Here is a 15289-nt window from a genome sequence, read left to right as displayed (position 1 = left end):
TTGTTCACCTTTCATACCACGTGATCTTCTAAAACAAGGTGGTGAAACCTTTGGCATCATTACGTGATATACAAACTCGAATCACATCGACGAAAAAAACGAGCCAGATTACGAAAGCAATGGAAATGGTTTCAGCTGCAAAGCTGAATAGAGCGGAACAAAATGCAAAATCGTTTGTTCCATACATGGAAAAAATTCAAGAAGTAGTCTCAAGCGTAGCCCTAGGCAGCAGAGGCGCTTCACATCCAATGCTAACTGCGCGCAGTGTGAAGAAGACTGGTTACATCGTAATCACTTCAGATCGCGGCCTAGCAGGAGCATATAACAGTAATATTTTGCGAAAAGTATCTCAAGCTATTGAAGAACGCCATCAATCACCTGATGAATACGGTGTGATTGCAATTGGACGAGTAGGGAGAGATTTCTTCGTGAAACGCGGCATTCCGGTTTTGCTTGAAATCACAGGCTTAGCAGATCAGCCAGCTTTTGCTGACATTCAAGGAATCGCTTCACAAACAGTTCAAATGTTTGCAGACGGTACGTTTGATGAACTTTACTTATACTACAATCACTTTATCAATACGATTTCACAAGAAGTGACGGAGAAGAAGCTATTGCCTCTAACAGATCTTCAACCTTCTGGTAAACTTGTTGGTTATGAATTTGAACCATCACAAGAAGAGATTTTAGAAGTATTACTTCCTCAGTATGCAGAGAGTTTAATTTACGGCGGCCTACTTGACGGAAAAGCAAGTGAGCATGCTGCTCGTATGACAGCGATGAAAAGTGCAACAGACAACGCAAAAGATCTTATCAATAATCTTACATTGTCATATAACCGTGCACGTCAAGCGGCAATTACCCAGGAAATTACGGAAATTGTTGGCGGAGCGGCAGCGTTAGAATAGAAAGTTTAATGGAAAAGCAAGTTAGGAGGGAACACGATGACAAAAGGACGCGTTACTCAAATCATGGGTCCAGTTGTAGACGTAAAGTTTGACAACGGACACCTTCCGGCAATTTATAACGCCCTTAAAATTTCACATAAACCGAGCAGTGCAAGTGAAGTTGCAATCGAATTAACATTAGAAGTTGCGATTCACTTAGGTGATAACACAGTTCGTACAGTAGCAATGTCATCCACTGACGGCTTAGTTCGTGGATTAGAAGTAGAAGATACAGGTGCAGCAATCTCAGTACCAGTTGGTGACGTTACGTTAGGTCGTGTATTTAACGTATTAGGTGAAAAAATCGACTTAGACGCCCCAATCGATGCAGGTGCACGTCGTGATCCAATTCACCGTCAAGCACCAAAGTTCGAAAATCTATCTACACAAGCTGAAATTCTTGAAACGGGTATTAAAGTAGTAGACTTATTAGCTCCTTACATTAAAGGTGGAAAAATCGGTCTATTCGGTGGTGCCGGTGTAGGTAAAACAGTATTGATTCAAGAATTAATCAATAACATTGCTCAAGAGCACGGCGGTATTTCAGTATTCGCTGGTGTAGGTGAGCGTACGCGTGAAGGTAATGACTTATACCATGAAATGACAGATTCTGGTGTTATTAAGAAGACGGCTATGGTATTTGGACAAATGAATGAGCCACCTGGTGCACGTCAACGTGTTGCATTAACAGGATTAACAATGGCAGAATACTTCCGTGACGAACAAGGTCAAGACGTATTATTCTTTATTGATAATATCTTCCGTTTCACACAAGCGGGTTCGGAAGTATCAGCATTACTTGGCCGTATGCCATCAGCAGTAGGTTATCAGCCAACGTTAGCGACAGAAATGGGTCAGCTTCAAGAGCGTATTACGTCAACAAGCGTAGGTTCTGTAACATCGATTCAAGCGATTTACGTACCAGCCGATGACTATACGGATCCAGCTCCAGCGACAACATTTGCTCACTTAGATGCAACAACAAACTTAGAGCGTAAATTATCAGAGATGGGTATTTACCCTGCGGTAGATCCATTAGCATCTACATCTCGCGCTTTATCTCCTGAAATTGTTGGAGAAGAGCACTATGCAATTGCGCGTCAAGTTCAACAAACGTTACAGCGTTATAAAGAGTTACAAGATATCATTGCAATCCTAGGTATGGATGAGTTATCTGATGAAGATAAACTTGTTGTACAACGTGCTCGTCGCGTTCAATTCTTCTTATCTCAAAACTTCCACGTAGCAGAACAATTTACAGGTCAAAAAGGTTCTTATGTTCCTGTAAAAGAAACTGTTAAAGGATTTAAAGAGATCTTGGAAGGTAAATACGATCATTTACCTGAAGATGCGTTCCGTTTAGTTGGTCGCATTGAAGAAGTTATTGAAAATGCGAAACGTATGGGAGTAGAAGTTTAATTTAAGGGACATAGGAGGTTTTTTAAATGAAGACAATCCATGTCAGTGTAGTGACTCCTGATGGCCCAGTTTACGAATCAGAAGTGGAAATGGTAAGTACCCGAGCACAGAGTGGTGAGCTTGGTATTTTACATGGCCATATTCCGATGGTTGCTCCTTTACAAATTGGAGCCGTCCGCTTGAAGAAAGCAAGCAGTACAGAACTTGTGGCTGTTAGCGGAGGATTTCTTGAAGTAAGACCTGACAAAGTAACAATTCTTGCACAGGCTGCTGAAACAGCTGAAGAGATTGACATAGCTCGTGCAGAAGAAGCGAAAAAGCGCGCTGAAATGCGCCTTGATAGCAAACAAGATGACGTTGATGTTAAGCGTGCTGAAATTGCCTTAAAACGGGCAGTCAATCGTTTAGATATTAGTCAACGTAAGTTCTAAAAAAAGCCCTCTCAAACGAATGAGAGGGCTTTTTTGCTCTATTATACAAAAAGGGAAGAGCAAATAGCATTGATCTATGATTATATATTCCATTTAACTAAGCGCATCTATCTTCTTTATTTTGCTCAATAGTGGAAAAGGATCTTAAAATAGGGAATAAAATAAATGTTTTTCATGTTACCGTTTACGAATTTGCATAATTGTGCTTTAATATGAAAAGAAGAGACGATGATCGTCTCTTCTTTTCATATGGTGTTTAAAAGGAGTGCTTTTATTGTTTGGAGGAATTGAACAGCAAACGTTACTAACCATGATTTCACATTTGATTTTTATTGTGATTACTTGGTATGCTTTGCAAGGCTTTCAAATTGAAAAGCTGATGAAACCTAATCATGTGTTTCAAGCAAAATTAATGCTTATTTTATTGACCATTACGATTTCATCAACAGTAAGTAATTTCTTTTTGGATTATTTATTTTGGTCACAGCGCATTCCCTCATTTTTTCAATGATTGGCAAGCTATGAGTCTATGATAAAATAGGCGTTCATTCATTGAAGATATACGAATTTATACGCTAATGTATGTCGCTATGTCTAAATATGACGACCCTTTTCATGTATGTATCATCGCCTTCTGGAAAGACTGATGAGTACGGAGAGGGAGTGGCGAAATGTTTAAAAAAATTAGTGTCTTTTTGGCTATTTTCATTACTGGCTTATTCGTATATCATGGAAGTTATGTGAGCAATGCCCAAAACAATGAAACTACTATTGAGAAGATTGTTCACACCTTAAATAAGCAGCATGTTTCGTTAACTGAAGTATCGTTGTATGCAAGAGAAGAAGTAAAAGCTGTTACTGACCAAAAAACCTTTTATTCGCAAGCTAAAAGTATTAAAAGTAATTTTAGAGGTTTTAAATGGGAAGTGAAGAGGGAAAGAGACCTATGGAAAGCAATAGGTACACGCAAAAGTGAAGATGTGAACGAAGTCATTCTGTTAACTTATGCGATCGATGAACACAGCAATGCGTACATATCGTATCATGTAACGGGACAAGGTTTGAAAGAAAAAAATATGACCCATTTTCAAAATGTATTTCAGACAAATTATGAAAAAATTTTCCTATCAGAACCCATAATTTTCTCTTGTGTAACTGGGGAAATCAATGATAAGATGGAAAGTGTTTTGTCTGTTGAAATTCAAGACCTATTACGAGCTTTCAATGCTAAACCAGTGGAATCTCTAGTGGAAGAGTCATTTACCTCTGTTTCAGCATATACTGGACTGTGGAAAGAAGCTCTTCAAACGAAAAAGCAGGAAATGAACTTACAAATTGCATTACGCAAGACAAGAATGGGCGGTCAAACAACCATAGTTGTTGGCACACCTATCATTACGTCTGAATATTAATATAGAGAAAATGGACGCGGAGGGGAATACCTTGGAAAAAATCATCGTCCGCGGTGGAAATAGATTAAGCGGTACAGTTAAAGTTGAAGGAGCAAAAAACGCCGTTTTACCTATTATCACTGCAACCTTATTAGCTAGTGAAGGAAAAACAATTCTAAATGATGTACCAGCTCTCTCCGATGTATTTACGATTGGCGAAGTTTTAAGACATCTGAATGCAGAAGTAGATTTTGAAACAAATCGTGTAGTTGTAGATGCATCAAGAGAGTTAAAAACAGATGCACCTTTTGAATATGTAAGAAAAATGCGCGCTTCAGTACTTGTAATGGGTCCTTTATTGGCGCGTACAGGTGAGGCTCGTGTAGCTTTACCTGGCGGATGTGCAATTGGATCAAGACCGATTGATCAGCATCTTAAAGGCTTTGAAGCAATGGGTGCTAAAGTTCAAGTAGGAAATGGTTTTATTGATGCAAAAGTTGAAGGAAGACTAAAAGGTGCTAAAATTTATTTAGACTTCCCAAGTGTAGGCGCCACAGAAAATATTATGATGGCAGCAGCATTAGCGGAAGGCACTACAATTATGGAAAACGTAGCAAAAGAACCTGAGATTGTCGATTTAGCAAACTTCTTAAACGCAATGGGTGCTAAAGTTCGCGGTGCAGGAACTGGTACGATCCGTATTGAAGGTGTTAATAAATTATATGGTGCAGAACATGCAATTATTCCAGATCGTATCGAAGCTGGAACATTCATGGTAGCAGCAGCTATTACAGGTGGAAACGTACTTGTACGCGGTGCAGTAGCAGAGCACATCAGTTCACTTGTTGCTAAAATGGAAGAAATGGGTGTTGAAATTACTGAAGAAGGCGACGGCTTACGTGTTGTAGGACCTGAAAAGCTAAAATCAGTAGATATTAAAACAATGCCTCATCCAGGGTTCCCTACAGATATGCAATCTCAAATGATGGCATTATTGTTAGCAGCAGAAGGCACAAGTATGATTACAGAAACAGTTTTTGAAAACCGCTTTATGCACGTAGAAGAGTTTCGCCGCATGAACGCTGATATTAAAATTGAAGGGCGCTCTGTTATCATTAACGGACCTACTCAACTACAAGGCGCTGAAGTAGCAGCAACAGATCTTCGTGCAGCAGCAGCGTTAACATTAGCAGGACTTGTAGCAGACGGCTATACGCGTGTAACGGAATTAAAACACCTTGATCGTGGTTATGTAAATTTCCACAATAAATTAGCCGCTTTAGGCGCTGATATTGAACGTGTAAATGATGAAACAAAGCAAGTAGAACAAACTCAACAGGCTTCAGACGTCAAGTAAATATGTCATAAAAAAAGCATCTCATAGCGAGATGCTTTTTTTGTCGTTGGACGACCCTTATGGCCGGTTTGCTGTCATAAAAGGTTGTCCACCTCCATACATATGAAATATAGGGATATAGGTGTTCCTTGTCAAAATAATAGATATGGAGGCTAGGCGTTCATGAAACAAGCAAAGCCAATCGTCGTACTAGGAGTCATCTTTTTTTTCGTTGTGTTACTCATCCCAACACTTCTCGTTGTTCCTTTTACTGAAAAGACAGATGGAAAGCTACATGAAAATGTCGAACAGACCCCAAAAACCGAAAAACTACAAAAAGTGACAGCGTCTCCTCTTGACGTCAGTGTTTATCGTACGGAAACGAAAAAAGTAGAAAAACTGCCGCTCGAAGACTATCTTGTAGGGGTAGTAGCAGCTGAAATGCCTGCTACTTTTGAGCTTGAAGCACTTAAGGCTCAAAGTTTGGCAGCCAGAACCTATATTGTGCAAACTATGATGAATGGAAATAGTCATCTTCCCCAAGGAGCGGATGTGACTGATACCGTAGAGTACCAAGTATATTTAAATAAAGATGAGCTAAGAAGCAGATGGAACAAAGACTATGATTGGAAAATCAAAAAAATTCAAGAAGCAGTGAAGGACACCCAAGGTCAAATTCTTACGTATAAAAATAAGCCAATTAATGCTACGTTCTTTTCTACCAGCAATGGTTACACTGAAAATTCAGAAGCGTATTGGAAGAATTCCATTCCTTATCTAAAAAGTGTAGCTAGTCCGTGGGATAAAAAGTCCCCTGAATTTACAAATCAGAAAGTAATGTCTGTTGCTAGCTTTGAACAGAGGCTTGGAGTGAAATTAACAAACACTGGATCAGTAGGTGAAATTGTCTCTAGAACGCCGGGTCAGCGCGTAGATTACGTAAAGATAAACGGTAAAGAACTGTCGGGAAAAGATGTTCGAGAAAAACTGGGTTTATCCTCAGCCGACTTTCATTGGACAAAAAAAGGTAATGAGATTATCATCAACACAAAAGGATATGGACATGGTATTGGGATGAGTCAGTACGGAGCAAATGGTATGGCACTAGAAGGAAAAACCTATAAAGATATTGTTACTCATTATTATACAGGTGTTGCGATTACCCCTAACGATCAGTTTGTTGCACAATTGACAGCTAAACGCTAATTCAAAGACCCTTATAGAAGGGTCTTTTTTTATGTTTTTCACTTTTTTTAAATAAAATGTATATTTTAGATTCATCTGTTGAAAAATAATCGAAAAAAATTTTTTATCGCTGTGTATATATTCATTCAATTGTGTTCAGACTGATTGCTGAGGTGATGATATATGAGAGAGGAAGAAAAGAAACGTACTTCTCCAAAATCGAAAGTTCAAAAATTAGTTAGAAAGCGTTGGGTGTTCCCGGCTATCTATTTAGCGAGTGCAGCAATTATTCTTACAGCAGTCCTTTGGTTTCAAGCTAATGGAAACGATATTAGCAAAGAAGACAAAAGCGGCTATAGCCAAGACGGTACGGCTTATCGAGACGACGCTGTAGAGGTAAATGCTTCGCTTGAAAATTTAAAGATGCCAGTTGCTAGTGAAGCATCAGCTATCGTGAAAAAGCCTTTCTACGACGATCAAGCATCTGAAAAACAGCAAGAAGAAGCACTAGTTTTCTACAACAATACGTATCATCCAAACACAGGTGTTGACTTAGCTGTTAAGGGAGATAAATCATTTGATGTTGTAGCAGCAGCTAGCGGTACAGTAACAAAAGCAACAAAAGATCCTTTACTAGGTTATGTAGTAGAAATTGATCACAAAGATGGTTTAGTCACACAGTATCAATCTCTTGAGAAAGCTGATGTAGAAGTAGGAGATATTGTTAAACAAGGCCAAACCATCGCAAAAGCTGGAAAAAGCTTATATAATCAAGAAGCAAAAACACATGTACATTTTGAAGTTCGTAAAGATGGTGTAGCAATTAATCCAAGCAGTTATTTTGGAAAATCTGTTAGTTCTATCAAAGAAGTCAAAGCAGCTGAAGTGACAGAACCAAAAGACGACTCTTCTTCTGAAGAATCAAAGGATAGCGAAAAATCATCTGATGAAAAGACTAAAGAAGATAAAGATTCAAAACACCCTTCAACAGATACGTCTAAACCAAATGCATAAGGCAAGACCATAAATACGAAAAGAAGCTGGATAAAATCGAGCTTCTTTTTTTATGAATTTTTCTAAAATGAGATGCATTATGTCAAAAAAGTAAATAAAAAACACTAAATTTTCAAAAAAATATAAGAAATCACTTGTCCTTACTGACTTTTCTAGCATATATCTGCACACAAGCTAATAAACTGTTACAAACCTATAAAGAGAATGTTAGAAAAGGGATAATATATACATTCCCTTGGATACTTCTCATATCCAATTTGGGGAGGGCGAGTAGTGTGCACGATTACATCAAAGAGAGAACTATCAAGATTGGAAAGTATATTGTAGAAACAAAGAAAACAGTTCGTGTAATTGCGAAAGAATTTGGCGTTTCGAAAAGTACTGTCCATAAAGATTTAACAGAGCGTCTACCAGAAATAAATCCTGAGTTAGCAAATGAAGTAAAAGAAATTCTTGATTATCATAAATCTATTCGGCATTTGCGTGGGGGAGAAGCAACAAAATTAAAGTACAAAAAGGAAGAAGAAACTGTAAAATGAAAAAATGCCCAATATTGCCTTTTTTATAGAGGTAGTATAGGGCATTTTATTTTTTGGATAAAATAGGTATATAATAAATATTTTTGCTAATAACAACATACATATACAAATTGTGATAAAATAGTAAATTAGGAAAAAAGAATGGTTATCATGCAAAGATATGTAAATAGAAGGAGGATTTAAGGTATGTTAGCAAAAGACATTGGTATCGATTTAGGTACAGCTAACGTCTTAATTCACGTTAAAGGCAAAGGAATTGTGTTAAATGAACCGTCTGTTGTGGCGATTGATAAAAATACAAATAGAGTGCTAGCAGTAGGGGAAGAAGCGAGACGTATGGTAGGAAGAACGCCCAGTAATATTATTGCCATTCGTCCCTTAAAAGATGGTGTTATCGCTGACTTCGAAATTACAGAGTCTATGCTCAAACACTTTATTAACAAATTAAATGTAAAAGGTTTTTTATCCAAGCCTCGCATTTTAATTTGTTGTCCAACAAATATTACCTCTGTTGAACAAAAAGCCATTCGCGAAGCTGCTGAAAAGAGCGGTGGAAAAACCATTTATTTGGAAGAAGAACCAAAAGTCGCGGCAATTGGCGCTGGAATGGATATCTTTCAGCCGAGCGGAAATATGGTCGTAGATATTGGTGGAGGTACAACCGATGTGGCCGTCCTTTCAATGGGCGATATCGTAACAGCAGCTTCTATTAAGATGGCTGGTGATCGTTTTGATGCCGAAATTTTGCAGTACATTAAGCAAAAATATAAGCTCTTAATCGGAGAGCGTACAGCAGAAGAAATTAAAGTGAAAATTGGTACGGTGTTTCCTAAAGCTCGTAATGAAGAGCTGGACATTCGAGGGCGAGACATGGTTTCAGGCCTACCTCGTACGATTACTGTTTATTCTGAAGAAGTAGAGGAGGCACTTAGAGAGTCTGTCAGCGTCATTGTACAAGCTTCGAAAAGTGTATTAGAGCGTACACCTCCTGAACTTTCTGCCGATATTATAGACAGAGGCGTTATTTTAACTGGCGGTGGAGCATTGCTTCACGGTATGGACCAGCTGTTAGCGGAAGAATTAAAGGTGCCTGTGCTAATTGCAGAAAACCCAATGGGCTGTGTAGCTGTTGGAACAGGTATTATGCTCGATAATATTGATAAACTATCTCGTCGCAATATTGTTTAAATAAATGAAGACTCCTCTATTGGCTCGTTTCATACAGAGGAGTCTCTTCTTTTATCTATTATACTCTGTGAGCTGGCTATAACGAGCAACGTTTACTTGTAAGGAGGATGAAGTATGTTTAAAGGGTTTTACACGGCAGCAGCGGGTATGCTGTCTCAACAGCGTCAAACTGACTTATTAACGAATAACATAGCAAATGCTAATACGCTGGGATTTAAAGCAGATCAAGGTACGTTAAAGGCATTTCCTGATATGTTGCTGCAGCGAATGGAATCTGAAGATTTACCTACTGACCGTAGCATCTCTGTTCAGAACAAAAAAGAAATAGGTACGATTAATACGGGCGTGTATATGCAAGAAACAGTTCCAAATTTTACACAAGGTGATCTTCAGCAAACGTCTCAATCAACTGATATTGCATTGATGGAGCAAAATATGCCTACAAAAGAGGGCGGACTATTTTTTGTGGTACAAAGCCCTGATAATACGCCTCAATATACAAGAAACAGTAATTTTACATTAGATCAGCAAGGGTTTTTAACTACGTCTACCGGAGCTTATGTATTAAATACAAATAATCAACCAATTCAACTAAAAAGTGAAAACTTTACAGTTGATTCACAAGGTAACGTAACGGAAAATAATCAGCAGGTTGCACAAATCGATATTGCTTATGCTAGTGACTTACAAACGATTAAAAAGGCAGGGAATGGATTGTATGAAACGCTGAACAATCAGCCCTTGCCTTCAGCTAGGAATAATCCAGGCATTTCTTATCAGTTAAAGCAAGGATTTGTTGAACGTTCCAATGTAGATGCTGCTCAAAGTATGACTGATTTACTAACGGCTTACAGAGCTTTTGAGGCAAATCAAAAAATAATGCAAGCTTACGATAGAAGCATGGATAAAGCGGCAAATGAAATTGGGCGTGTGCGCTAAAAGCAACAGGGGAGATGAGAAGGATGAACCTTACAATGATAACAGCGGCTAATACGATGGGACAGCTGCAGCAGCAGCTTGATGTCATTGGCCATAATCTATCTAATACAAATACGACAGGATATAAAGCGAGAGATGCTTCATTTAATGATATGCTGTATCAACAAGTGAACAATCAAGAAGATAAGGGAACAGAAAAGCGGCTTACGCCAGCTGGAATTCGGCAAGGCACAGGCGCTTATTTAGATCAAACGAGCTTGAATATGACGCAGGGTGCTTTTCAGAATACAGATAAACTATTAGATGTAGCTGCATCAAATCCAAACGTTTATTTTCAAGTTGCCGTAAACGATTCCCAACAGCCTGTACAATATACGAGAGATGGTTCTTTTCATCTTAGCCCTGAAGGCCCGAACAATGTTAAATTAGTAAACGGTTCTGGTCAGGATGTGCTGGGGGAAAATGGTCAAGCTATTATTTTCAGTAACGCGTTCAAAGATATACAAATTGATGGAAGTGGAACGATAACGGTTACTACGAATAAGGGTGTTGACCAGTTTACACTTGGGTTAACAAATGTCCAAAAGCCGCAGGTGCTAGAAGCTAAAGGAGAAAATCTATTTGCTTTTCCAGCAGGGATGAACCAACCGAATATGTTTACAGATTTGACTGGAAAAGCTCGAGAAACAGCAGGCGTAGAGCAAGGGAAATTGGAACAGTCAAATGTAGATTTGAGTAAAGAACTTACTGATATGTCCATTGCTCAACGTGCGTATCAATTTAATTCCCGCTCTATTTCAATTGCAGATCAAATGATGGGCTTGGTTAATGGAATCAGAGCTTAAGCAAGTAGTTGCTTCTCAATTGAGCATTCTGTATATTGATAATAGTATCGTATGTTACATGCGGTTTGAAAGGAGACTTATTTATGCTTGATATTGAACAAATTAAAGAAATTATTCCACACCGATATCCATTTTTATTGGTCGATCGTATTTTAGAAGTGGAAGAGGGAAAAAAAGCAGTTGGTTTAAAAAACGTATCTGCCAATGAAGAATTTTTTAACGGGCATTTCCCTGACTATCCTGTGATGCCAGGGGTTTTAATTGTAGAAGCTTTGGCTCAGGTAGGAGCAGTAGCTATGCTAAAAAAAGAAGAAAATCAAGGACGTTTAGCATTTTTTGCAGGCATTGACAACTGCCGCTTTAAAAAGCAAGTAAGACCTGGTGATCAACTGCGTTTAGAGGTGGAAATTGTACGTGCGCGTGGATCTATTGGCAAAGGAAAAGGTATCGCAACTGTAGATGGAGAGTTAGTCTGCGAAACAGATATTATGTTTGCTTTAGGCGATAAAAAAGAATAGTACATAAGAGCTGCTGATGCAGCTTTTTTTATTGGCGCTGCAAAGCAGAAAAAAGTTTCTTTAATAAAGGTATAATATCCGTTAGCAACTCTTTTTGAAGTGTTGGTGACAGAGATGAAAATTGTAAGAGCACATGTTTCAATAAGGGCTGTTTATCTATGAGGGTTAAAATGGTCTCGTCATGTGAATCCGATTCACATTTTCTTGTTAAGTAAAGAAGTTGGAAGTCATGTAAATGATCTTGTTTATAAGAGGAAGGCTCAATAAGTTGGTCCAGCGTAATTTGAAAACAATTACATAAAGATAAAAAATCAAAAATAGAAGGTGTTTGTTTTGAACATTCCCATTTTGAAATAGTTGTACGAGAAACATTCAACTGATTTGCTAATTCTTCTTGTGAAAATCCTCCTTTTAGTCTGAACTGTTTAATTCTTTCTCCAAAATCTTTCATATGCATCACCTGATTTCGTAAAGATAAATATATGTCTTATTGTTCGAATGTAGTTCATATTCTTTGTAACATGATGAATTCGCACAATATGAAACATATACACTTTACCTTCTGCAATAAAGGGAATAAAACCTGTTTTTATTTCTTTTTTTTCTCTAAAAAGATTCGTTTTTCTTCATGGATATAAAAAAAAGAACAAAAATAGAGGTTTTTATAGTAAAAAAATCCTATTTTTTGTTCGGTATATTGAAAAAAATGGTTGAATAACGGGGAAAAATGCATTAATATACGAATTACAAAGAAAAAGGAGTGAAAAAATGACAAATTTTTATTTGAAAAGGCAAGGCGCTCGCATAAGAGATAATCGCTTCAAACGTTCTAGTTGTGCTCATTTATTTTTAGGAAAAAAAGAAAGGTACCTCTCCAGTGAGTTCTCTTTTCTTTACCCTACTCATGCACCAACGAAAAAGGCCGCAAACAATAATCCTCCCTTTTAAATCCAGACACCTTGAGATGACTTGACTTATTTTTTAGATGTACTTTTTATCGGTCTGTTTCGAAGCTGCAGTTTGAACTGTTGAAGTAAATCTTGACCTGATAACCCTTGGTTAATTAAATCCTCTAAGAGCATTTCAGCATAATGAAGTCTCCGTTCTTTTAAAACACCTTTCATCAACAAACTAATACGATTTTCACCAATTGAAGTAATGGAAGCCACGGTAGCTATAAAGGTAGCCGGATCATTTGTTTCTTTCGTAATTTTAGCTTCTACCGTTATTTTTTGTTTATCTTTCAACAAAACATGAAATTCATCGTACCATTTCTTATCGATAACTGCTTCTAAAATCCAGTTATTTTCGCCGTCTTCTTTATTAATAATAAGGCCATTAGTGAGTGAGACAGACTGACGCTTTTCTTGATCATCAACCAATTGAAATGACACAAGTTTAAATGTTTTCATTGATGTTTCCTCCTTTACGTAAATAGTAGGTTATCCATATTATAACATGAATGAGCTTAAAGATTCCCATTATTCAATCAGTTGGAGTGGTAGACTATGATTAACCATATTGTTCTTGTAGGAAGACTGACAAAAAAACCTGAGCTTAGATATACCCATGAAGGGATTGCAGTATCTACTATTACTTTAGCAATTAATCGAACGTTTCGAAATGTTGAAGGTGAATATGATGCTGATTTTGTCAACATTACTCTGTGGAGAAAAAATGCAGAAAATACGGCTGCTTACTGTGATAAAGGAGCGGTTGTAGGTGTAGTAGGGCGTGTACAAACGCGCACATTTGAAAATAATCTTCAGCAACGAGTATATATGACCGACGTTGTGGCTGATGCTGTTAAGTTTTTAAGTGGAAAGCCATCCGGTTTTTCTTCATTTGATTCAAATCAACAAGAAGAATAAAGTTATCTAGTATGAAAGGGGGTGATTAGTTCAGCTAAGGTTTTAATTCCTCTTATCTATCATAATAGAAGATAGATCCTTTTTAAGAGCAAGGCTCTTTCTATGTTCTCAAGAGAGAAAATTAAAGTATTCACTATCCCCGAACTATTCCTCTATTTCAGCCGTTAAATCATTTAACGGTTTTTTTCTGTATATAAGAGATTGAGACATAACTGAATTAATGCAATCTAAAGACAAACAAATGGGATGAGCTAGTATGGATCATTTGTTAAACCACTGTTGATTTCCGTGCAAGGCTTCGCTTTCCGCGGACGGCTGATGAGCCTCCTCGTCACTTGCGCGCGGGATCATCTATTCTGCTTTTCTCGCAGGAGTCTTCGCTTTGCCCTCCCTACATATATGAAAACTACTTCCACCCTACCAATGAAAAAACCCGAACGAGTTTGATTCTTCATCAAGAATCAAACTCGTTCGGGTCTTCCTTCAACTAAAATACTTTTGTTTCAGCTTCTATCAATTATTTAGAAAATCTTTTTGCACCTAAGTAGCGCTTGCTCCAGTAGCTGTTATCTAAGCTTGCAATGGTTACACCCGTAGAAGATCCAGCATGAATAAATTGACGATTACCAAGGTAAATGCCCATATGTGTAGGACCGCTAGAATATGTATTAAAAAACACTAAGTCTCCAGGCTGTGGATTACTGACGGGTGTTGATACCCTCCAATAACCAGCCGTCGTATAGCGCGTTGTAGAAATTTGTTGTTTCGTTACGTAATAAATGAATCCGCTGCAGTCAAAACCAGAAGGAGTTGTGCCACCCCATTTGTAAGGAACACCTATATAACGTTTTGCCTCTGAAATCATTTGCGATACATTTAATGTTCCGTTAGAAGTTGAAGGTGTGGATGTACTTGGTTTTGTTGTTGGCGTAGTTGTTTCGCTGCTTTTTGATACCTTTAATTGTTGATTTACATAAATCGTATTAGACGTTAATCCGTTTATTTGTTTTAGCTCACTCACGCTCATGTGAAATGTCGAAGCTATTTTAGATAGGCTATCTCCACGCTGAACTTTGTAAGTTCCATTTGCATCCTTAGAAGGAGTTTCTGCTGGTTTACTCGTAGTTGGAGTCGATGCGCTATTGCTTCCATTTACTTTTAACGTTTGGTTAATATAGATAATGTTAGAAGAAAGAGCGTTCAAACGTTTTAATTCTTCTACGCTCATATTAAAACGAGTAGCAACTTTCCAAAGGGTATCGCCGCTTTGAACTTTATATGTCGAACCAGTAGAAGGAGCTGAAGGCTGTTCTTCCTTATTAGATGGTTGAGAGGTTGAAGCAGAAGGAATCGATAACGTTTGTCCTATGTGAATTGTATTTGAAGATAACTTATTTACGCTTTTTAAAGCTTCTACCGTTGTATGGTATTTGGTAGATAATGACCAAAGTGTATCTCCAGCTTTCACTTGAACAGTTGAAGCAGATGCTTCAGCTGAAGCGTGATATAAGAATGTCCCGCCAACAATGGCGCCTAGAGATAAAGCGAGCTGCCTTTTTTTCATTAATAAATCCCCCTAATTATGTAAATGTTTCATATTTATTTTTCCAATATGTCTATTAAATTACAAAAATATTATATGTATAAATATGCTGGAATTTAAAGA

Annotated in this window: 17 protein-coding genes; 14 read left to right on the top strand and 3 right to left on the bottom strand. The window is 37.8% G+C overall.

Annotated elements, in window-relative coordinates; translation table 11 throughout:
* Nucleotides 1-50: 50 nt before the first annotated feature.
* The 13 genes from BG04_RS10785 to fabZ all read left to right on the top strand — a co-directional run bounded on the left by BG04_RS10785 (nt 51) and on the right by fabZ (nt 11752).
* Nucleotides 51-908 (top strand): F0F1 ATP synthase subunit gamma, encoded by an 858-nt coding sequence (locus BG04_RS10785; RefSeq protein WP_013059800.1) that lies wholly within the window; start codon nt 51-53, stop codon nt 906-908.
* 36 nt (nt 909-944) lie between these two features.
* Nucleotides 945-2366, top strand: a complete 1422-nt coding sequence (gene atpD, locus BG04_RS10780; RefSeq protein ID WP_013059799.1) for a F0F1 ATP synthase subunit beta — start codon at nt 945-947, stop codon at nt 2364-2366.
* A gap of 26 nt (nt 2367-2392) precedes the next feature.
* Nucleotides 2393-2797 carry a F0F1 ATP synthase subunit epsilon gene (locus tag BG04_RS10775; protein ID WP_013085460.1) on the top strand — a complete coding sequence of 135 codons (405 nt, stop codon included), beginning with the start codon at nt 2393-2395 and terminating at the stop codon, nt 2795-2797.
* Nucleotides 2798-3071: 274 nt separating this feature from the next.
* The gene (locus BG04_RS10770; protein ID WP_013059797.1) at nt 3072-3308 is read left to right on the top strand and encodes a DUF1146 family protein; all 237 of its coding nucleotides are present in this window, start codon (nt 3072-3074) and stop codon (nt 3306-3308) included.
* A gap of 160 nt (nt 3309-3468) precedes the next feature.
* On the top strand, nt 3469-4209 hold the full coding sequence (locus tag BG04_RS10765) for a YwmB family TATA-box binding protein (protein ID WP_034648283.1): 741 nt from the start codon (nt 3469-3471) through the stop codon (nt 4207-4209).
* Nucleotides 4210-4240: 31 nt separating this feature from the next.
* On the top strand, nt 4241-5545 hold the full coding sequence (murA, locus tag BG04_RS10760) for a UDP-N-acetylglucosamine 1-carboxyvinyltransferase (protein ID WP_013085458.1): 1305 nt from the start codon (nt 4241-4243) through the stop codon (nt 5543-5545).
* Between the two features lie 162 nt (nt 5546-5707).
* Nucleotides 5708-6730, top strand: a complete 1023-nt coding sequence (gene spoIID / locus BG04_RS10755; protein ID WP_034648286.1) for a stage II sporulation protein D — start codon at nt 5708-5710, stop codon at nt 6728-6730.
* A 162-nt stretch (nt 6731-6892) separates the two neighbouring features.
* On the top strand, nt 6893-7723 hold the full coding sequence (gene spoIIQ, locus BG04_RS10750) for a stage II sporulation protein SpoIIQ (RefSeq protein WP_016765919.1): 831 nt from the start codon (nt 6893-6895) through the stop codon (nt 7721-7723).
* Between the two features lie 275 nt (nt 7724-7998).
* On the top strand, nt 7999-8262 hold the full coding sequence (gene spoIIID / locus BG04_RS10745; RefSeq protein ID WP_013059792.1) for a sporulation transcriptional regulator SpoIIID: 264 nt from the start codon (nt 7999-8001) through the stop codon (nt 8260-8262).
* A gap of 186 nt (nt 8263-8448) precedes the next feature.
* Nucleotides 8449-9450 carry a rod shape-determining protein gene (gene mreB, locus BG04_RS10740; RefSeq protein ID WP_013085455.1) on the top strand — a complete coding sequence of 334 codons (1002 nt, stop codon included), beginning with the start codon at nt 8449-8451 and terminating at the stop codon, nt 9448-9450.
* Nucleotides 9451-9564: 114 nt separating this feature from the next.
* Entirely contained in the window at nt 9565-10389 is an 825-nt protein-coding gene (locus BG04_RS10735; protein WP_034648289.1) for a flagellar hook-basal body protein, read from the top strand.
* Between the two features lie 23 nt (nt 10390-10412).
* Nucleotides 10413-11234 (top strand): flagellar hook-basal body protein, encoded by an 822-nt coding sequence (locus BG04_RS10730; RefSeq protein WP_034648291.1) that lies wholly within the window; start codon nt 10413-10415, stop codon nt 11232-11234.
* A gap of 83 nt (nt 11235-11317) precedes the next feature.
* The gene (fabZ, locus tag BG04_RS10725; protein ID WP_013059788.1) at nt 11318-11752 is read left to right on the top strand and encodes a 3-hydroxyacyl-ACP dehydratase FabZ; all 435 of its coding nucleotides are present in this window, start codon (nt 11318-11320) and stop codon (nt 11750-11752) included.
* Nucleotides 11753-11780: 28 nt separating this feature from the next.
* Here fabZ and BG04_RS10720 read toward each other — a convergent pair whose 3' ends face one another.
* Nucleotides 11781-12203 (bottom strand): helix-turn-helix domain-containing protein, encoded by a 423-nt coding sequence (locus BG04_RS10720; protein WP_034648293.1) that lies wholly within the window; start codon nt 12201-12203, stop codon nt 11781-11783.
* A gap of 523 nt (nt 12204-12726) precedes the next feature.
* Complete coding sequence (locus BG04_RS10715; RefSeq protein ID WP_013085451.1) at nt 12727-13164, bottom strand: YwpF-like family protein; 438 nt, start codon at nt 13162-13164, stop codon at nt 12727-12729.
* Nucleotides 13165-13260: 96 nt separating this feature from the next.
* Between BG04_RS10715 and ssb the strand changes: the two genes are divergently transcribed.
* The gene (gene ssb, locus BG04_RS10710) at nt 13261-13623 is read left to right on the top strand and encodes a single-stranded DNA-binding protein (protein ID WP_016765913.1); all 363 of its coding nucleotides are present in this window, start codon (nt 13261-13263) and stop codon (nt 13621-13623) included.
* A gap of 517 nt (nt 13624-14140) precedes the next feature.
* On the opposite strand, the gene BG04_RS10705 is transcribed toward ssb, so the two are convergent.
* On the bottom strand, nt 14141-15187 hold the full coding sequence (locus BG04_RS10705; RefSeq protein WP_034648296.1) for a C40 family peptidase: 1047 nt from the start codon (nt 15185-15187) through the stop codon (nt 14141-14143).
* Between the last annotated feature and the right edge of the window lie 102 nt (nt 15188-15289).

The sequence above is a fragment of the Priestia megaterium NBRC 15308 = ATCC 14581 genome, assembly GCF_000832985.1.
GTDB classification, from domain to species: domain Bacteria; phylum Bacillota; class Bacilli; order Bacillales; family Bacillaceae_H; genus Priestia; species Priestia megaterium.
This window is presented reverse-complemented; position numbering and strand designations above follow the sequence as displayed.